The organism is Fundicoccus sp. Sow4_D5, from assembly GCF_052116365.1.
In the GTDB taxonomy this organism is placed as follows: Bacteria; Bacillota; Bacilli; order Lactobacillales; family Aerococcaceae; genus Fundicoccus.
The window spans coordinates 97,880-118,344 of the sequence record NZ_JBQKLF010000007.1; the positions used below are offsets into that span (position 1 = coordinate 97,880).

The following is a 20,465-nucleotide window of genomic DNA, read 5'->3' on the forward strand; positions in this document are numbered from 1 at the left end:
CCCTTCTATTATAGAGCATATTTAGACACCCGTCTATCACAAGGACGCACGATGTAAGGGGTGACAATCCCGTCGTTCGTGATAATATTGAGGATAACATAGTAGAAAGAGGTATAGAAATGCTATCATCGATGAGAATTAAGTTAGATCTTTTGAATAAATGTTAATTAAATAGATTATTCAAAAGTCTTGTACTAACGACACTTTCTTAGGATGAGTATGCTCATTTTTACATTCAAACATGTCGAAGGATAGCTAGGCTATCCTTTTTTGGCGTACTTTCTTCAGGATTGTCGCAAACGTGCACGACTGAAAAGGAGTGCAATACATTGGAAAATTTAATCGTAGATTTACAGAATATTCACCATAACTTTGGCCGCAAAGAGCTCTTTACAATCGATGGGCTGAGCATTTATGAAAATGACCGTATCGGAATCATTGGTGGTAACGGGCATGGAAAATCTAGTTTACTTAAATTAATTGCTGGCGAACTAGTACCTGATCAAGGAAGGGGTCATACCTATACAGCTTTTAATTACTTCTCTCAAAGTGCTGAAATCGACGAACTCTACCGAGCAGAAGATTTAGACAGTGACTTAATGAGTCATTTCAATTTATCTAATGTGCCCCTTCATTCACTGAGTGGAGGCGAATTAACTAAATACCGCCTCATTCAAGCGCTTAGTGTTTATCAAGCGGCTTTAATCTTAGATGAACCAACCACTCATTTAGATCAAACAAGTATTGATTTACTAACTGAAGAACTTCGTGATTATTATGGGACCTTGATTTTAGTCAGTCATGACCGCTATTTGTTAAATCAGCTAACAACTACCATTTGGGAAATAGAAAACGGAACAATGAATGTTTATCCTGGTAACTATGATGCGTATTTAGCTCAAAAACATCAAGCAATCGTCGAACAGGACCATGCGTTTGAAAAGTACCAACTAGAAAAAACTCGTCTAGAAAAAGCAGCCTCAGTAAAGCAACAACAAGCTAAATCGGCGGGAACGGTTTCGTCTAAGCAAAAAAAGAGACACATAAAACCGAGCCGCTTGAATAGTTCCAAACAAAAGGATACTGTTCAAAAGAATTTACACAAATCCGCTAGTGCGATTGTCAAACGGTTGGAACAACTCAAGCAAGTTGATGCGCCTAAACGAGAAGATCGGATCCAATTCCCAACGATTTCTCATCTTACACTCCATAATGATTACCCTATCATGGGAGAAGACATTACATTGAAACGTGGGGATAAAACACTACTGGATAAGGTCAGCTTTCAATTCCCATTGAATAAAACGATTGCTCTGACAGGCAATAATGGGACAGGTAAAAGTAGTTTACTATCTTATATCCTCGAACAAAATGAAGGAATTAGCGTGTCACCTAAAGCTGAGATTATGACTTACCAACAGATGGACTATCACTTAACTCAACTTCATTCACCACTAGAGTGATTACTATCAGAATCAGATTATCCAGAGCACATCATCCGCGCTCTCTTGATCCGATTAGGTTTTGATCATAATCAGGTCCATTTACCTCTTAAAACATTAAGCGGAGGCGAAGCGACACGCATTGCCTTAGCACGAGTATTTGCCAAGCCGTCAAATATTCTTATTTTGGATGAGCCGACTAATTTTATTGATTTAAACACTAGGGAAGCCTTAGAAGATTTCATTATACCCTATCCAGGGACTGTCTTATTAGTTTCTCATGATCGCTATTTTGTTGAAAAGGTAGCTGATCACCTTTATAAAATCGAGGATACACAACTGAAATTAATTAAGTAAAGCATGTGTTTATTATGAATGGGATCATAGCTTTCTTGAACGCCTATAAAAACAGCAGGTCACCTTCTTTTTAAAAGAGAAGATGACCTGCTGTTTTGTTTATTCGTAGTATAAAAATTCCATCCCTACTTCTAATGGGTCGACGAATTCATAACCTTGATCGAGTAAATCTGGGATAATGAGTTCAAGTGAATCAACCGTCGATTGGTGCTTATCATGCATTAAAATAACCGTATGCGGCAACATATTGGCAGCAACGTTTTCGTAAATTAAGTACGCATCATCGCTAATCCAATCTTCAGAGTCTACATTCCAAATAACAGACTCCAATTCGGGAAATAGATTGACGACACGAGCGCCCCCTGCCCCATATGGCATACGATACATTGTCGGTGTGACACCCGTCGCATCAAATATAACGTCTTGCGTTTGATTGATTTCCTTCAATACTTCCTCATCTGAAATTTCAGCCAAATTCGGATGACCAAAAGAATGGTTGGCAACCATATGACCTTCTTCAACAATTTTCTTAGCTAAATCAGGATGACGTTCCACTTCTTGTCCCAACAAGAAAAACGTTGCTTTTACTTCATATTTGGCCAATATATCCAAGACTTGTTGTGTGTAAAGTGGATTAGGTCCGTCATCAAAGGTTAACGAAACTAATTTACGTGAATCTAAAATCGATCCACTAAGATTTTTGGACAAAGTATTACATTTAAACATCGTCTCCAGTAGCGCTTCATCAAACTCCGTTGTCTCAGCTTGTTCTTTAATGACGTCGGCTACCTCCGTTACTTTATCCTCAAAATCTGATTGGAAAGTTTCAATTGAAGGCTGCCCCTCTAAACGTTCTAGTTCCGTTTCAACTTCGATTAATTGTGGTAAAAGTTCAGTTAAGTTAACCTCACCTGACAGGTCATTCGGCAATGTTCCCAGTAGTTCTTCAACAGTAGCCACTTCCTCAAGCACCTGCGTCGCTTCAGTATATAGACGATTGATTTGTGTAGTTAACTCATCTTCACCCGTTAATTGATGACGGGTACTTATTTCTTGAATTGAAGCGAGCGTTAAATCCTCTTTTAATTTAAGATCGGCTTGAACGCTCTCTCCTTCAATCACAGCTGTTTCTGTCGCATAAACATTAGACAAAGCCTCAATCGCCAAGAATTTTTGGCGTGCTTCTTGAGCTTTTTGATAAACAGCTTCTGTTTCCTTTATTCCTAAGTGCTCAACTTTTTCAACCGTGTCTTCAATCATTTCACGAGTCACATCTGGATTTAAATAATCCTGTTGCTCATTTAAATAGAGTTGTTGGACTGCTGCTTGAACTTCCTGTGTATTAAATTGCGCTGAATCCGAAGGGATAAACATCGCAGCAGCTACACAAACAAGCAAACCCAATCCTATCACCACAATCTTACTTATCAAATTGCGCTTCTTTCGCTCTTGACTTGCTCGGCGTGATACTCTACTCTCAGCACCATCTGTATGTGACACATTCAACAACTCCCTTAACAAAATAGTCTTAATAAACTTTTAGTGTATCAAATTACATTATAATTGATTTAAGCAAGAATTGAGTGACGAAACAAATTCTTGCTTAAATCTTTAGACTTCGTTCGATTATTAATCAATCGAAGTATTAAACGTGTCTCCACCTTCAATTGTTCCACTTTCAAAACCACGCATAAACCATTCTTGCCTCTGTTGCGACGTGCCATGAGTAAATGAGTCAGGCATTACACGGCCATAGGCTTCTTCTTGCAAAGTATCATCCCCTACAGCATGTGCAGCTTGCATCGCTTCTTGGATATCGCCTCTTTCGAGAATTCCTTCTCCTTCAACGTAACGTGCCCAAACGCCTGAGAAATAATCCGCTTGTAATTCTAATCTAACAGTCAAAGCATTCGCTTGTGATTCTGACATTCTCTGTCTTGCTGAATTGAATTCATCCATTGTCCCCAATAAGTTTTGGACATGATGTCCTACTTCATGCGCAACAACATACGCCATAGCAAAGTCACCTGGTGCGTCATATTGATTAGTTAAATCACGATAGAATTGTAAATCAATATACAGTGTTTCGTCTGCCGGACAATAAAACGGCCCCACTTGAGTCGTTCCAAAACCACAACCTTCAGTCTCAACACTGCCAGAGAATACAACCAGTGTCGGATAACGATATTCTAACCCATACCTTTCAAATTCTTGTGCCCAAAAGTCTTCCGTACTCCCTAGAACAGCGGATAAAAATTCATACTCTGCATCTGTTGTATCTGCAGCTAGTGAATCGTTCTGCAATACGTCTCCTTGACGTTGTGTTTGTGACACGTTATTGTCTGTGTTAAACCCTAGATCAAACAAGCCACTACCACCACCACCTATCAACATAAAGGCAACAACTGCAATGAGGATCCATTTACTCTTGCCACCTGAACCCAGTAACAGCCACAGTAAACTAGAGCCCATGCCACCGCTACGGTTACTACCACCACCAAAGTTCGGCATTGAGTTTCGACCACCTCTTTGACCACGTCTGTCCTTTATGTTTCGACTTTTCCTTAAATCTTCCCATTTCATGTACACCCCTCCTTAAGTGATTTTTTTCTTCTTTTATACAAATGGCGCTAATATTCTAAGAAACGAATCCCATAATTCTCCTAAGAAATTTGTTCGCGTATCTTCTAAGTAAATTTCTTGCGATTCTGCTTGTGACTCTAAAAAATCTTGCTTAATAACATCAACCACAGGATGATAATATAGCATTGTGCTCGTTTCAAAATGCAAATATAACGAACGATAATCCAGATTAATTGTGCCAATCGAAGCTATCTTATCATCACAGACAAAAGTCTTCGCATGTAAAAACCCTGGTGTATACTCATAGATTCTTACTCCAGCCTCAAGTAAAGGCGCATAGTAAGATTGAGTCATCCGGTAAACTGCTTTTTTATCTGGTGTACCTGGCGTCAATAAGCGTACATCCACACCTCTTTTAGCAGCTAGCGTTAGAGCTTGTTGAAGCTCGTAAGAAATAACTAGGTAAGGTGTGTAAATATACACATAATCTTGCGCGATATTGAGAATATCACGATAAACATTTTCACCCAACGCTTCATCATCCAATGGCGAATCACCAAAAGGCTGAACAAAGCCTTTTGCCAAAACCGCTTCTTTACTATCCATCAATTGGTTTGTCTGCAAACGGACTTCTTTATTTATAAATTTATCATAACTTTCATCCGTTGGATAAAATGCGTTCCACATATCTAAAAAGAGCGTCGTTAAGTTCCAAATTGCAGGTCCTTGGAGTCTGATCATATTGTCTTTCCAGTAACCAAAGCGATCAATCGTATTAATATACTCGTCTGCTAAGTTTAAACCGCCCGTATAAGCAATGGTACTATCAATTTCAATGATTTTTCTATGATCACGGGTATTATAAGCCAAGGTTAAATTCGGTTTAATCGGATTAAACTTTAACGCTTTGATGCCGATTTCTTCCATCTGTTTGTCGAAGTTGCTTGGTAAGCGCATCAAGCAACCAAAATCATCATAAATTAGGCGGACATCGACGCCTTCCGCCGCTTTTTTCTTTAATACATTAAAAATTGCGTCGGACATTTGTCCCCCTTCAATAATAAAGAACTCTACAAATATATGATTTTGAGCACTCTCTAAGTCTCTAATAAGTGTCTCCATCATTGACTCACCGCTTGGAAAATATTCCACGTCTGTATTCGAATAAACTGGCATATTAGCATAATTATTAATATAGTTTGCTAAACTTCCTACTCGAAAATCGTGTTCCAATAAGGCCTCTTTAGCATTAGGTACTTCATACATTTTATCTAAGTCTTTATGAACTTGTTCTTGAATTTTTTTAGACATTTTGCGTGCGGGTCTCTTATTACCAAATAAGAAATAAAATAAGCCACCAAAAACCGGAAATAGTGAAATTAGAATAATCCAACTCATCCGATAGGCAGGAGATTCATTTTTAATCACAAGATATAAAATCATCCCTACTGAAAATAGTGTTAAAAGAATATTTAACCACACTGAATACGCTAACAGATTATTGAATGTTATAATTAACCAGACAATTTGAATGATGAAAATGATCATCAGTAACGCAGCCTTAATCGAACGTGTTCTTGGCCTAGGCAACTTCATTTGACGATTCTCCTATCTACAAGCTTAATTATTTAAGAATACTTAAATTTTATCATAACTAACTGATTCTTTCATCTTTTGGGACTGATCGTTCATCTAAAGTAGAGTCAAAAAAGCTACTAGCAACCATAGGTCACTAGTAGCTTAAACTCATTGTACTAATTATTTTTTAAATGCATCTGTATAAACTTTTGTGATGTTTTCTGCTGTGAAACCAAAATCTGGTAGAACGTCTTTTTCAGGTGCAGATTTACCGAATGTATCAATTCCGTAAGTTACTCCATCAAGCCCTACATATTTAGCCCAACCAAAAGTTGATCCCATTTCTACTGATAAACGGTTACGAACTGCGTTTGGAAGAACAGATTCTTTGTATTCTGCAGATTGCTCATCGAACAAGTTCGTTGCAGGCATTGAAACTACTGATACATCGATTCCTTGTTCTTTTAATTTAGCTTGTGTTTCAACTGCTAATGAAACCTCAGATCCTGCTGCAATTAAGATACCTTCTGGTGTCTCAGCTTCAGATGGTGAAATCACATACCCACCTTTACGTACGCCTTCTTCAGCAAGTTTATTAGAGTTTGGCAAAACAGGTACGTTTTGACGAGTTAAAACTAACATTGTTGGACGAGTTTGAGACTCTAATGCAATTTTCCAAGAGACGAATGTTTCATTCACATCTGCTGGACGCAAAACATTTAAGTTAGGCATCGCGCGGAAAGCGGCTAATTGCTCGATAGGTTCATGGGTCGGTCCATCTTCTCCAACAGCGATTGAATCGTGAGTCATTACATAAGTAACTGGTAATTCAGAAATTGCTGACAAACGCACAGCTGCTTTCAAGTAGTCAGTAAAGACGAAGAAAGTCCCTCCGTAAATTCTGTTACCACCATGTAAAGTTGCACCGTTCATCATTGCTGCCATTGCAAATTCACGAACACCGAACCAAATGTTACGGCCATCGCGCGATTCAGGCATGAAGTCTTCTGATGAGTTGTTCATCGTTTTGTTTGATCCAGATAAGTCAGCTGATCCGCCCCAGAAGAATGGAACTTTTTCTGCGATGGCTTGGATTGCTTTACTACTTGAGTTACGAGTCGCATCTGCCTTTGTATCTACATCAGCAAATGTTAATAATTCATCGTAATCAGCGGGTAATTGACCTGAGAAAGCAAATTTTAAAGCGTCTGCTTTTTCTGGCTCAGCTGCAGCGTAAGCATCAAATGCTTTTTCCCACTCAGCATGTGCTTGTTGGCCTCGTTGAGTTACTTTTTCTGAGAATAATTCAGCGGCTTCTGTTGGAACAGAGAATGCTTCATGTTCCCAACCGTAAACACCTTTAGTAACTGTCCAGTTGTCAGCTCCTAATGGGTTTCCGTGAACATTCGCCGTTCCCTGTTGCGGTGAACCGTAGCCAATAACTGTCTTAATTTCAATTAGTGTTGGTTGTTCAGCATGAGCTTTGGCTGCTTCGATTGCGTCAGAAATTTCATTTAAGTTATTTCCATCTTCAACGCGTAAATAATGCCAGCCTTGTGCTTCGAAACGACCTTTAACGTCTTCAACGAAAGCTTGATCTAAATCGCCATCTAATGAGATGTCGTTTGAATCATATAAAACAACTAGTTTACCTAATTTTTGTTTACCAGCAAATGAAACAGCTTCATATGAAATACCTTCCATTAAATCTCCGTCACCTACTAAAGCGTATGTATAGTGATCAATAATTTCATGTTCTGGTGTGTTATATAAAGCAGCAGAATGAGTTTCTGCCATTGCCATACCTACAGCTTGAGCGATCCCTTGTCCTAAAGGACCAGTTGTTGCTTCAACACCATCTGTATGTGTCACTTCAGGATGTCCTGGTGTCGCACTATTCAATTGACGGAAATTCTTTAGGTCTTCGATTGATAGGTTAAATCCTGCTGTATGTAACAAGCTATACAGTAAAGCAGAACCGTGTCCTGCAGATAATACAAAACGGTCGCGGTTAATCCACTTCGACTGTTTAGGGTTAATATTTAAATGTCCTGCCCACAATGCATATGCCATTGGTGCTGCACCCATCGGTAAACCTGGGTGTCCTGAGTTAGCTTGTTCTACTTGGTCAACACTCAGCGCACGTAAAGTGTTAACAGCAATGATATCTTTTTCGTTAAACATAATTTTCCCCCTTCTCTCTTTCCACATCATTATAACATGTTCAATCCATTAAGTTAATCATTTTTTGACATTTGCCATACCTTTCGACAAATTCCAAAAGATGGCGTTTAGTTTAGTTTTTAGAATTCAGCTTCAGATGTCTCATCTAGTTCGTGTCGATATTTTTTCATTACTTCAGCAAATATTTCAGCAGAAGTTGGTGGCGTGTAAGTAATAGCATTTGCTCCGGCTTCAATCGTTGCTGTGATATCTTCTCCTGATGGTCCCCCTGTTGCGATGATTGGAACCTCAGGTCCAACTGTATCGCGGATATGTTTCACTAAAGCAACTGTCTCTGCGCCACCTGATATATTTAATATATCTGCTCCCGCTTTTAATTTGGACATGAAATCATCATGGAAACTAGAAATGGTGGCAATCAAAGGAATATCAATCGTTTTATTAATTTCTTCTATCACTTCGCTTTTCATTGGTGAATTGACGACTACACCATAAGCCCCCATAATTTCTGCTTGGAAGGCTAGCTGAACACTTCGCTGACCAGTTGTTGTTCCTCCACCAACGCCTGCAAATACCGGAACTGATGATGAATTAATCACTGCTTGCGTAATGGTGCCTTGTGGCGTAAAAGGATAAACCGCCATAACTGATTGAGCATTACTATTACGAATCACTGCAACATCCGTTGTAAATAATAAAGATTTAATCCGGCTTCCAAAAATCATAATACCTGACGCCTCGTAGATTTCTTTAGGGACTTCTACAATTCGCCCTCTTAACTGCGATGTATACTCAGGTACTTGTTTACGCCTAGGTTTACTAATGTTTGTTAATACAACATGTTGCTCGTTATGTTCATCAATTTCAGTTGTAACTGCTTGATAAGGGTTGATATTATAATCAAATTGTTCTATTTTGATTTTATCAACGTTTACTTCTTCTTGCTTATTCTCATCTTTTGACATCGAAATTCCCCCTTTACTTGTCTGTTTAATATTAACGAATATCCAGTCGAATATCTATTAGAACGATACCAACTTAGAAAATGGGATAGCTTTGAGAGTTTTGATGCCCTCTCTTAGATCGTTGAATTGTCTCTTTATAAAAATAATCGATACATCAGATCATTTTATCCACATCTAGCCAATTATCTAAATCAGCTGCATTTGCATATTCTAGTGCCATAGCCGCTTCTTTTAATGTCAGTTCATTAATAAACGCATATTGAGCAATTTTAGCAGCCTTCTCGTAACCGATATATGGCGTTAAGTTCGTGACCAGCATTAATGAAGAGTTTACCCAGTCAGTCATTTGGTCGTCATTGACCTGGATACCTACTAAACATTTTTCTCTAAATGATTGCATCGCGTCTGACAACAGTGTGACAGATTGTAAAAAATTATAGATAATCACAGGTTTATAAACATTCAACTCAAAATTCCCTTGGCTTGCAGCCATTTGAATAGTCACATCATTACCCATGACTTGAGTGACAACCATCGTTAAAGCTTCGGCTTGAGTTGGATTAACCTTCCCTGGCATAATCGAACTTCCTGGTTCATTAGTCGGTAAGGTAAGTTCACCCAATCCACCTCGAGGGCCGCTCGCTAACCAACGGATGTCATTAGCAATCTTCATTAAATCAGCAGATAATGCTCGCAAAGTGCCATGGACTACTGACAGTGGCTGATGACTCGTTAAAGCTAGAAATTTATTAGGCTCGCTAACGAATGGATAACCCGTCATACTAGCCAATTCCATCGAAACGCTCTCTCCGAAATTAGCCGAGGCATTCAGTCCTGTTCCAACGGCTGTCCCTCCAATTGCCAGTTTTAATAAACGTTCATTATTTGAGCGAATCATATCAAGGCTACCCTCTATCATTCCTTTCCAACCACTCACTTCTTGTCCAAACGTAATCGGTGTAGCATCTTGTAAATGAGTGCGACCTAACTTAATTTTATCGATCGTCCGTCGCATCCAGGTATCTAACTCACTTATCCATGCTTCTAATTCTGGCAATAGTCTTTTTGTCACCTGAGAGTATGCTGCCATATGCATGGCAGTAGGAAATACATCATTCGAACTTTGCGAAAGATTAACATGATCATTCGGATGAATGGCTAATTCTTTAGACGTTAAATGAGCGATAACTTCATTAACATTCATATTCGTTTGCGTCCCACTCCCCGTTTGCCATACTGACAGGGGAAAATTCTCCGTGGTCATTTCAGAAGTTTCTTGTAAGTTTTGACAGACCTCTTGAATACTTTCACTGATATCTTTCGAAAGCTTCCCTTCTTTTTGATTCACTACCGCGCAAGCTTGCTTAATTTGAATTAAAGCTTTAATAACTGGTAATGGCATTTTTTCATCACCAATTTTAAAATTTTCTAAACTCCTTTGCGTTTGAGCGCCCCATTTAGCCTCTTTAGCTACTCTGACTTCACCTAAGGAATCCATTTCTATTCTATCCATGAAAAGCTCCTTCGCTGGCTTTAGTGGCAACTCCAGTGTCGATTGCTGCTTGAGCGACATACTTAGCCACTTGATTGGCTACGCTTTTATTTAAAGCGTCAGGAATAACGTATTCTTCGGATAATTCCTCATCAGTCACCATATCTGCGATGGCTTTGGCTGCCGCAAATTTCATCTCTGGATTAATTGTTGTCGCCCTAACAGATAAGCTTCCTTTAAAAATACCTGGAAAAGCTAACACATTATTAATCTGGTTTGGAAAATCTGAACGTCCAGTTCCAACAACTTTTGCCCCAGCCTCTTTTGCTTCATGATATAAAATCTCCGGTACTGGATTAGCCATTGCAAAGATAATCGCATCGCGATTCATTGCTTTTACCATCTTCTGTGTAACGATTCCACCAATTGATACTCCGATTAAAACATCCGCCCCTTTTAAGGCTTCAGTTAAATCGCCTACCGTTTGATTTGGATTCGTTCTGCTAGCTAAATCACGTTTGTGATCGATTAGTGGCGCTTTTCTATCTAAACTTAAAATTCCATGTTCATCACACACAATAACATGTTCAACGCCTAAATCTAATAACATATTAACTATCGCTGTCCCAGCTGCTCCCGGTCCGTTTAAAACTACTTTGATTTCATTTAATTGTTTATGAACTAACCGTAAACTGTTTAGAATACCTGCTGTAACAACAATCGCAGTTCCATGTTGGTCATCATGAAAAACAGGTATTGGTAATAAGCTATCTAACCTTTTTTCAATTTCAAAACATCGTGGAGAAGAAATATCTTCTAAATTAATACCGCCAAATGTAGGGGCAATATTAATAATGGTTTGAATAATTTCTTCTGTTTCTTTCGTATCTAAACAAATCGGAAAGCCATCTATTCCTGCAAATTCTTTCAAAAGAATCGCTTTACCTTCCATTACTGGCATGGCTGCTTCAGGACCAATATCACCTAAGCCAAGAACTGCAGTACCGTCCGTAATAACCGCAACAAGATTACCTTTGGCTGTGTATTTATAAGCATCTTCTTTATTTTCTGCAATTTTTTTGCATGGTTCCGCAACTCCAGGTGTATAAGCTAACGCTAAATCCTCACGTGTATTGATCGCTACTTTACTCTCAACTGAAATTTTGCCTTTCTTTTCTTGATGCAAAGCTAAACTTTTCTCTATCATATCCAACTATATCACCCTTCTTTAATGTGTTAATTTCATATTCATTATAACAGAGGTTACTTAAAAATAGATGTATTCGTTTACATTTTAATAAAAGGATTATCGACACAAAAATAAGCTGACTGCTAGGGTTTATTTCCTTTGCTCATCAGCTCGTTCATTTACTTATTTACTTTAAATGAGTTTAGTTATAGACAATCTTAGACTCTTGTGCTAGCATTCTCTTCTGTCTTACTGTACGACATTCGATGTTTAAATGACTTGCTGTATTAACTAAGTCTGAAATTTCATTGTCTTCTAGTGAATAAATCACACGTTTGCCTTCTTTTTCTGACTTAATAATACTGTTTTTTCTTAGTGTAATTAAGTGGTGAGACGTTGTTGCTACTGAAGCATCTATAAAACGAGAAATTTCATAGACACATAAACGGTCATAGTTCATTAAAACTTCGACAATTTTCACACGATTCAAATCACCTAACACCTTAAAAACGGTTGCCTTACGCTCCAAGTTGGCAGAACTTAAAATTTCATTTACTTTATCCATCTCTTGTTCGATCTCATGATCGTTAAGACACTCATAATCAGCCATGATGAGCCTCCTTTTTTTATTTTTATATCATGTATATTATATATATTCATTCTAATCCCTATGCCATTAACATCTATTGTACCAAGTAAATAGATAAAAAGCCAAGGAAATTTTGAAACACATGGAACACTATAGCATATTCCAAGCGACGAGACTTCCAGTAAACTAGAGTAATCCCTGCTGATAGGATGAAATATACTACGAAATCTATCCAGTTCGAAGGCCCATGTAGCAATGTAAAGAAAACCATTGAAACTAAAGCACCTATCACAGGCAACAAAGAAAACGTATATTTCATTACTAAACCACGACAAACAATCTCTTCAATAATCGGAGTTAAAATCACGATATTAAAAAACATCGCCAAAGGATGCATTTTTTCAACCATTTTTATGACAGCTTCTTGGTTATCTGCTTGAGTATAATCAGGAACTAAACGGTCAATTCCTAAGCCAAAGAGCATTTGAATAATCATAAATAGAATGAACAATAAAAATGTAACTAACAAGCCTCGCCAAGTTAACGAGTGAAAAGAAAATAATTTCATTTTAAATAGTTTGACAATTAAGAGAACAGCAATCACTGTTACTATTGCTTGTAAATGATAGAACAGTTCTGCTTCAGCCATGATGCTCATCAAGTCACCAACAGTCGTCAACGAGTCCATTGAAACAGAAGAGTCCATCGCGTCTAATCCGCGATGAACAACTTCTAATTCAAGTAACAGACGAACATAAAAATACCCTAGAATAATCAATGGAGCTTTCCACCAACTCCCTTTGACACGATCTTTCCAAGTCGCTGTTAAAGGAACACCTTCGTTACCAAACATAGTCTATGCCTCACTTATCTTTAAACTACTCCGCTGTCTCTTGAGCTTCAGTACGAATCGTTCTGTACTCAGAAATCACATCAAATCCTACTCTTTCAATAAATTCGTCTGCAGTGAACAATTGATCTTCTGTAGGCAGAGGCACCTCAAATTCTTCTAATCGAATGAAGTATTGAATACCTCCGCCTTCTCCAACCAGACCTAAACCTAATTCTCCTAATTCAAAGTTAAGGGCAATGTTCCCTTGGAAACCAGTAGGAAATTGAGATAATAGGGACTCCAATTCAGGATAGTCTGGAGCATGTTTAGTAATGATTTCTCTAAACACTGGTTCAGTTGTTGCGTCTAAGCCGAATACTTGCCCGTCATCAACAGCTACACCTGTTCCTATAACGGCTTCATTTTGAAGCCATTCAGACATTACAGTCAGTAAGAAATTATCCAAAGCGATTGTTTCATCAAGCACGTCCTGGTAATGCGTTTGTGAGTTTGTTTCCTCAACAAATTTCCCCATAAATTCATCCATATTCTCTTGACTTATTTGATAGAAATCTTCGATAATTGTTCCAACATGAGCATCAGGATTCGTATTTAAAGCTTCCGCAGCTAAACTCATTAAATCGTCAATAGACGTAAATGAACGAGCGACTTGCCCCTCTTCAACTGACAGCATGAACATTTCTGGTAAAGTTAAACCGTCTAGTAAAATCAAATAATAAATATCCTCATCTCGTATATAAGCTCTGGATGATTCATTGAAAACATCTTCTGACACATTTTCAAAAAATGTCACATCAGAGGTAGTATGCCCTTGCTGGGCCAGAATCGCTTCAACTAAAGAACTTGGTGTGGCAGGATCAATCTCGTTTGTTAAATCCACAGCTGATTCTTCAGAGGTTACTTCAGAGAAAAGCTCGGTATCCTCAGTCACGGGTGTCTCATTTTCAGGTAAACTTTCCTCTTCTTGTGAAGCTTCTGGTTCTTCGGATTCTTCAGTTGGAATAGCCTCTTCGATTTGTTCGATAGGTGAAATGTTTACTCGCTCATCATCTTGAGCTTGAATTAAAGTTGCAGGCTGCACACTCATACTAATCAGTAAAGCAATTGATAATCGTTTGAAATAGTTAATCATATCGTTCATCCTTCCATTTCGGTGTTTATTTTTTCAATTAACGCTGGGATTTCTTTAAATGACTCGATTACATAATCGGCTGCTGTTAAATGCTCAAGATGACTAGGTTCTAACGCTAAACCGATAGCTGCTCTCGTTAGCTTACCGTATTCCATATCAACACTCGAGTCACCTACATAAACCATCTCATCCAAGTCGATTCCATGCTTTTCTTTCAAATCATATAACGCAGAAGGATCTGGTTTGGGTTTAAAGTCATTCGCACTCGCAACATAATCGAAATACTTGTTTAGTCCCGTTTTAGTTAAGGTGGCTTCTGTAATTCGGCGGTTATCATTTGTAACCAGACCTAGAAAATATGTTTCTTTTAATTCACTTAGAGTGGTTTCAACATGGTTCACAACATTAAGTGATACTTCAGAAGCAGAAATATAATCATAATATAATTGCTCTAATTTCAATTCAATTTCTGATATAGGTAAAGGAACAACTTCTGATAGGAAAACAGATTGTTCATGAATACTTCCTGCTGCAACCATCGAATTTGGTACAATCTCTGTTGCCTCAACACCCATTTTTCTTTTAAATGCCGTTCGTTCTTCTGGGGATAAATTCGTTAACTGCATCATAACGTCCATCGCATGAATGGTAGGTTCATCCCAAGTATTGCCTAAATCTATAATCGTGCCATCTTTATCGAATATAATCGCTTTTATCATGTTCTTATAGCTCCTAGATCCTATTTAGTAAATTTTGACTAGTACCATTGTAACATATTCAGCTTCTTGGCTGATTAAAAAAAACAATCGATCACAGCAATGAATAGTCAGTGCCTTAGCCGATTGTTTTCTATTGCCTTGATAGGCATTAATTTGTAATAGTTTTTAATATATCTTCAAAATAGTCTACTAATGTCAGATTAAAATCTGATACTACTTGCCCTTCATAAGGAAAAATGAGTAACTGCCCCAAAGGAACCATGACTCTAAATAATTTCTTAGTCACATTGCCATAATAATTGATAATTCGACGAACTGTTGTAGGAACATTGACTGGTTCTAACATGTTCATTGGTTTAATCATTAAACTACCTGGCAAAATATTCTGAACGGGTGTTTCATCTGGTGTAGAATCCTTCGATTCTTCCTGACTACTTGTCTGGCTGGTGCTTTCACTATTACTTTCGCTTGATTCACTCTCGTTTGAAGTTTCATCTGAACTTGATTCACTACTTTCGATTAATGATTCACTTGAATTCGTTTCATCTGCTGAAGTTTCTTCTGGTGAGTCTGAAGGTGTAACAGCACTCGAATCAACTGGTGGATCGAAATCTTTTGGTGGTTCTGGTGGGGTATCACTACTAGAATCTGACGCTTCGTAAGATTCAGAGTTTTCTGGAGTATTCATTTGACTTGGGTTAGCTTCTGTTTGAGCATTGATTGCCCTCATCGCATGGCCAATGGGTAAATTGAACTGACTAAAAATTAGCCCAACAGCCATACAGCTTAATAAAAAACGCTTAATTTTATGCACAAATTCCCCTCCTTGATATCTCCTATTATGACTTAGTCTATCATAACATCGCCCCACAATAGCGTTTGTAATCAATTTGTAGCACAAGCATAATCATTCAACTACATTCTGTCATTTACTTAATTTGCTCAGTATTCACTTAATTCGCTTGATATCTCTTTTCTCCATCTAAATAAGTCGCTAACAATTCTAACTCGTCATTTAATACGATAAAATCTGCTTCTAAACCTGGAGCAATTTGTCCGCAAAGATGATCAATCTCAACAGATTTCGCAGGCGCCAAGCTAGCCATCCTAATGGCTTCTTCCGGAGTTGCTATTCCCCATTTGACAACATTTTTTACCGAGTCTTTTAACTCTAGAATAGAACCTGCTAAGTTGCCGGAATCCGCTAGACGGGCTTGACCATCTTTTACAACGACATCAAATTCGCCTAAAGTTGAGTGGCCTTCTCCTTGCCCACCAGCACGCATACAGTCAGTAACTAAGACCATTTCTTCTGCACCTCTAGCTTTTTTAACAACTTTTGCAGCGGCTGGATGTACATGGTATCCATCACAGATGACTTCCGCATAGACATTATCCAAAGCTAATGCCGCCCCAACCATTCCCGGATTTCTATGGTGTAAGCCACTCATTCCATTATAAGTATGGATAAAAATATTAGCTCCGGCTTCTACTGCAGCTTCTGCTTCTTCAAAACTCGCATCACTATGCGCTAATGCCGTTTTGATTCCATTTTCGCTAGCGAAGCGAATGAAAGATGATACCCCTTTTCTTTCTGGTGCGATCGCAATTTTATTTACTAAATTATCAGAAAGTTGATTCCATTTATTTAATTTTTCAATTGAAGGGTCACCCATATATTTAGGATTTTGGGCACCTTTATATTTTTCAGTAAAGAAGGGACCTTCTAAAAAAACACCTCGTATCTTTGCCCCAGTCATTTCCTGATAATGAGTTCCTATTGTTTGACACACAGCGTCTAACGCCTCAGTAGAAGCGGTTAAAGTCGTCGGTAACCATGAAGTTACGCCACAAGATAATAATCCCTCTGACATGATCTTCAATCCTTCTAGATCATTATCCATGACATCAAACCCTTTGTACCCATGGATATGCGTGTCGACCAAGCCAGGTGCAACGATTGCTTCACTGTAATCAATAACTTCTCCTTTTGATGGTTTATCCGTCGAAACTCCTACAAATTTCCCTTGATCGATTGTCAAATAGGCATTTTTCACGACTTCATTTGGCAATATGATTTCTTTAGCTAAAATATGTTTTACCATTCTAATTCCCCTCAATCTCTTTTTGGTTTTAGACACAGCGTTTAACTTAATTATAATACAATTGTAATGAAAAATCTTAGTATTTAATTGAACGCTTTATTGGAATAACGTTATGCTTGTGATAAAATAAACTATAAACTATTTTAACGGAGGTTATTCAATGCAAGTATTAGTATTTGACACTGTAAAAGAAGCATCACAAAAAGCATACGACGTTTTTAAAGAAGCATTAAACAATGGTTCAAAGGTATTCGGATTAGCAACAGGCTCTACTCCCGAAACTCTTTATGACATAATGGTTCAATCAGATATTGATTTCACACAATCAGCCTCTATAAACTTAGACGAGTATTATGGTTTAGCTGGCGATCATCCGCAAAGCTACAACTATTTCATGAATGAACATTTATTCAACAAAAAACCTTTCAGAGCTAATTATTTACCAGACGGAAAAAATACTGATTCAGCCAATGAAGTTGAGCGTTATAACCAAATTATTGCTGACAATCCAATAGATTTACAATTATTAGGAATTGGTGGAAACGGGCATATTGGTTTCAACGAACCTGGGACTGATTTTAACGAACGCACTCAATTAGTTGACTTAGCACCAGAAACGATTGAAGCGAATAAACGTTTCTTCGAATCAGCAAACGATGTCCCTTCAAAGGCATATAGCATGGGAATTGCTTCTATCTTAGAGTCTAAAACAATTCTTTTATTAGCTTTTGGTGAAGGTAAAGCAGAAGCTGTCAAAGGAATGGTTGAAGGACCAGTGACAAATGATTTACCAGCAAGTGCTTTACAAAATCATGACAATGTCATCGTCATCGTTGATAAAGCAGCTGCAAGTTTATTAAACAAATAATTATATAGCATCTAAAGGCTTTGACATTGCGACTTACTTTGTCAAAGCTTTTTTTATACATTAAAATCCTAATGATTGAGGTGTTGTTGACTTGCCTATTAACTATCGTCCTTCTAATCTTGATGAACCAATCCAACTCTCACAAATACCTACTCGTTTTACATACGCTAATTCTGACCAGCCTTTTAAAACACATCTACACTATCATCTACAGTTCGAATTTCTTTATTTATTAAATGGACACCTCACGCTAACAACAGAATACGGAGGTCAGCAGTTACTTGCCCAACAAATGGTCATCATTCCGCCCTACCTTGAACATAATCTCAAAAAGATAGCGTTCGGAGATTGCGAATATCTATCCATTGAAATTCAAAACTATCCATTAAGATTTCCAAACGACAAACTTCTAAATGGTACGACTTTTTTCTATGATCAACAAGGTCTATTACTAGCAACCATTCGTCAAGTGATTACTGAACTTAAACACTCGCACGTCAATAAAGACTTGATACTTCAATCATTTGTCAATGTTTTGACATGGCATTTGGCATCTTTATCAAAGTCTGTGGAACTAACTAAAGTAGAGTCATTACAACCGGCGATTCAACTATGTAAAAATTATATTGACCATTATTTTCCCGACGATATCCCCCTATTTTTATTATCAGAGAAAAGTCAACTTTCTTCTTATTATTTGTCACGGAGATTTAAACAGCAAATTGGTTTGACTCCTACTCAATACTTGACACAAGTACGTGTCAAACATGCTAAACAGCTTTTAAAACATTCACGTATATCGATTCAGCAAATTTCAGAAGAATGCGGTTTTAAAAACGCTGCTTATTTTAGTCAGGTGTTTAAGATAGCCACTGGTCTTACACCCTCCCAGTACCGACAATCTATTGCTAAACACACTAATGGGGCACAGTAAAACAATCCTACATTCCTCTCAGTCAGATAAGTTATTATAATAATTTAAGACAACGCAAAAACGATTATACTTTTATTCAAGGCCAATGAATGTGTACTTGAATCTAGCATAATCGTTTTTTTACGGTTAAATTTTAAGGGCTAGTTATAACTTTAAGATTAAATGGTAAACGTTTCTTTTACAGTGTAAATCCTGGTGTTAGACAAGCCTGATAAATAGCGAGAACATCTCCAGCGTTTAAGGGAACATAAGACTGTGTCAAAAGTGGTGCAACTTTTTCAGACATCTCTTCTAAGTGCGTTTCATCAATTCCAACTTCTGGAAGAGTCATAGGTAACCCACTATCTGCAAAGAATTGATACGTTTTGTCGATGGCTTCGCGTGCCATTGCAAATTTGTCTTCTATAAATGGAATTTGCCATACATTGTGTGCATAGGTTGCAAAACGATCAACGGTGTCATCATTCAATACATATCCCATCCAACGTGGGGTTAAAATCGCTAAACCAACTGCGTGAGTGATATCATAATAAGCTGACAGAATATGTTCCATCGGATGACATGACCATGCACCACCCTTACCAACTGAAATCATCCCATTAAGCGCAGTCGTCGCTGCCCACATTAAATTGGCTCGTGCTTCGTAATTTTCTGGCTCCTCAAGGGCAATTGGTAAATAATGAATACATAACTTCAGAATATCCTCTGCTAAACGATCTTGTAAGTAAGCATCTTGAGTTGAACTGAAATAATTTTCAAAAGTGTGAGACATAATATCAGCCGTACCTGCTGCTGTTTGATTTCTCGGAACCGAGTACGTATAAGTTGGGTCTAAAATAGAAGCGTAGGGATAGGTATGATAATTACCTGTTCCAAGCTTTTCTTTCGTTTCGAAATTCGTAATGACTGCGTGGAAATTCATCTCAGAGCCGGTTGCTGATAAAGTAAGTACGGTAATTAAGGGTAAGGCGTCTGTGATTAAGCGACGATCTAATACAAACTCCCATGGATCGCCTTCATATTTAGCGGCTGCCGCAATTGATTTAGCAGCATCAAGAACAGACCCTCCTCCTACAGCTAGTACAAGGTCAATCTCCTGCAACTTACATAACTCGCCACCTTCACGAATGGATTCAATCCGAGGATTAGGCTCGATGCCAGATAATTCAAATATTTCACATTCCGGAAGTAATTCAAGAATCTCATCATACAGACCACTGCGTTTAATACTGCCTCCTCCATAAACTAAGAGTACTTTCTTGCCAAATTGGTCTACTAGCATCGGTAATTGCTTTATTTGTCCTTCACCAAAAAACACTTTTGTCGGTATATCGTAAACAAAATTATTCATATTATCACCCTTTCTTTTTCTATTATATACAATGATAGCGTTTTTGCGACTGTTTTCTCTCCTTTAAATCCTTTCTTTTTTAATTTTTTGTTCTTAAATTTTAATTTATTTTAAGTTTTTATCT

Annotated in this window: 18 protein-coding genes; 4 read left to right on the forward strand and 14 right to left on the reverse strand. The window is 37.8% G+C overall.

What is annotated here, in order from left to right; genetic code table 11:
* Positions 1-329 precede the first annotated feature (329 nt).
* Together ACTQ45_RS09215 and ACTQ45_RS09220 are read left to right on the forward strand one after the other, a co-directional pair.
* Positions 330-1,463 (forward strand): ATP-binding cassette domain-containing protein, encoded by a 1,134-nt coding sequence (locus ACTQ45_RS09215; RefSeq protein WP_441763509.1) that lies wholly within the window; start codon positions 330-332, stop codon positions 1,461-1,463.
* Positions 1,464-1,508: 45 nt separating this feature from the next.
* The gene (locus tag ACTQ45_RS09220) at positions 1,509-1,799 is read left to right on the forward strand and encodes an ATP-binding cassette domain-containing protein (protein ID WP_441763510.1); all 291 of its coding nucleotides are present in this window, start codon (positions 1,509-1,511) and stop codon (positions 1,797-1,799) included.
* Positions 1,800-1,898: 99 nt separating this feature from the next.
* Here ACTQ45_RS09220 and ACTQ45_RS09225 read toward each other — a convergent pair whose 3' ends face one another.
* The 13 genes from ACTQ45_RS09225 to nagA form a co-directional block, all read right to left on the reverse strand.
* Positions 1,899-3,299, reverse strand: coding sequence for a polysaccharide deacetylase family protein (locus ACTQ45_RS09225; protein ID WP_441763511.1), 1,401 nt, complete (start codon positions 3,297-3,299; stop codon positions 1,899-1,901).
* A gap of 129 nt (positions 3,300-3,428) precedes the next feature.
* Positions 3,429-4,382: a KPN_02809 family neutral zinc metallopeptidase gene (gene ypfJ / locus ACTQ45_RS09230; protein WP_441763512.1), complete on the reverse strand. Its 954-nt coding sequence runs from the start codon at positions 4,380-4,382 to the stop codon at positions 3,429-3,431.
* Positions 4,383-4,415: 33 nt separating this feature from the next.
* The gene (cls, locus tag ACTQ45_RS09235; RefSeq protein WP_441763513.1) at positions 4,416-5,978 is read right to left on the reverse strand and encodes a cardiolipin synthase; all 1,563 of its coding nucleotides are present in this window, start codon (positions 5,976-5,978) and stop codon (positions 4,416-4,418) included.
* Positions 5,979-6,140: 162 nt separating this feature from the next.
* The gene (tkt, locus tag ACTQ45_RS09240; RefSeq protein WP_441753101.1) at positions 6,141-8,144 is read right to left on the reverse strand and encodes a transketolase; all 2,004 of its coding nucleotides are present in this window, start codon (positions 8,142-8,144) and stop codon (positions 6,141-6,143) included.
* A gap of 119 nt (positions 8,145-8,263) precedes the next feature.
* Positions 8,264-9,109, reverse strand: coding sequence for a hydrolase (locus tag ACTQ45_RS09245; protein WP_441763514.1), 846 nt, complete (start codon positions 9,107-9,109; stop codon positions 8,264-8,266).
* A 154-nt stretch (positions 9,110-9,263) separates the two neighbouring features.
* Positions 9,264-10,622 (reverse strand): class II fumarate hydratase, encoded by a 1,359-nt coding sequence (locus ACTQ45_RS09250; RefSeq protein ID WP_441763515.1) that lies wholly within the window; start codon positions 10,620-10,622, stop codon positions 9,264-9,266.
* Positions 10,615-11,814, reverse strand: coding sequence for an NAD(P)-dependent malic enzyme (locus ACTQ45_RS09255; protein ID WP_441753105.1), 1,200 nt, complete (start codon positions 11,812-11,814; stop codon positions 10,615-10,617). Before ACTQ45_RS09255 ends, ACTQ45_RS09250 begins: the two co-directional genes overlap by 8 nt.
* 178 nt (positions 11,815-11,992) lie before the next feature.
* Positions 11,993-12,400, reverse strand: a complete 408-nt coding sequence (locus ACTQ45_RS09260; protein ID WP_441753107.1) for an ArsR/SmtB family transcription factor — start codon at positions 12,398-12,400, stop codon at positions 11,993-11,995.
* Positions 12,401-12,473: 73 nt separating this feature from the next.
* Positions 12,474-13,232 (reverse strand): CPBP family intramembrane glutamic endopeptidase, encoded by a 759-nt coding sequence (locus tag ACTQ45_RS09265; RefSeq protein ID WP_441753108.1) that lies wholly within the window; start codon positions 13,230-13,232, stop codon positions 12,474-12,476.
* Positions 13,233-13,257: 25 nt separating this feature from the next.
* Complete coding sequence (locus tag ACTQ45_RS09270) at positions 13,258-14,364, reverse strand: hypothetical protein (RefSeq protein WP_441763516.1); 1,107 nt, start codon at positions 14,362-14,364, stop codon at positions 13,258-13,260.
* Between the two features lie 5 nt (positions 14,365-14,369).
* Positions 14,370-15,083: an HAD family hydrolase gene (locus ACTQ45_RS09275; protein WP_441753112.1), complete on the reverse strand. Its 714-nt coding sequence runs from the start codon at positions 15,081-15,083 to the stop codon at positions 14,370-14,372.
* A 148-nt stretch (positions 15,084-15,231) separates the two neighbouring features.
* A complete protein-coding gene (locus ACTQ45_RS09280; RefSeq protein WP_441763517.1) occupies positions 15,232-15,897 on the reverse strand; it encodes a hypothetical protein in 666 nt (221 codons plus the stop codon).
* Positions 15,898-16,036: 139 nt separating this feature from the next.
* Positions 16,037-17,188, reverse strand: coding sequence for an N-acetylglucosamine-6-phosphate deacetylase (nagA, locus tag ACTQ45_RS09285; RefSeq protein WP_441763518.1), 1,152 nt, complete (start codon positions 17,186-17,188; stop codon positions 16,037-16,039).
* A gap of 160 nt (positions 17,189-17,348) precedes the next feature.
* On the opposite strand from nagA, the gene ACTQ45_RS09290 reads away from it, so the two are divergent.
* Together ACTQ45_RS09290 and ACTQ45_RS09295 are read left to right on the forward strand one after the other, a co-directional pair.
* Positions 17,349-18,056 carry a glucosamine-6-phosphate deaminase gene (locus ACTQ45_RS09290; RefSeq protein WP_441763519.1) on the forward strand — a complete coding sequence of 236 codons (708 nt, stop codon included), beginning with the start codon at positions 17,349-17,351 and terminating at the stop codon, positions 18,054-18,056.
* A 91-nt stretch (positions 18,057-18,147) separates the two neighbouring features.
* Positions 18,148-18,990, forward strand: coding sequence for an AraC family transcriptional regulator (locus ACTQ45_RS09295; RefSeq protein ID WP_441763520.1), 843 nt, complete (start codon positions 18,148-18,150; stop codon positions 18,988-18,990).
* Positions 18,991-19,168: 178 nt separating this feature from the next.
* On the opposite strand, the gene ACTQ45_RS09300 is transcribed toward ACTQ45_RS09295, so the two are convergent.
* Positions 19,169-20,341, reverse strand: a complete 1,173-nt coding sequence (locus ACTQ45_RS09300) for an iron-containing alcohol dehydrogenase (protein WP_441763521.1) — start codon at positions 20,339-20,341, stop codon at positions 19,169-19,171.
* Between the last annotated feature and the right edge of the window lie 124 nt (positions 20,342-20,465).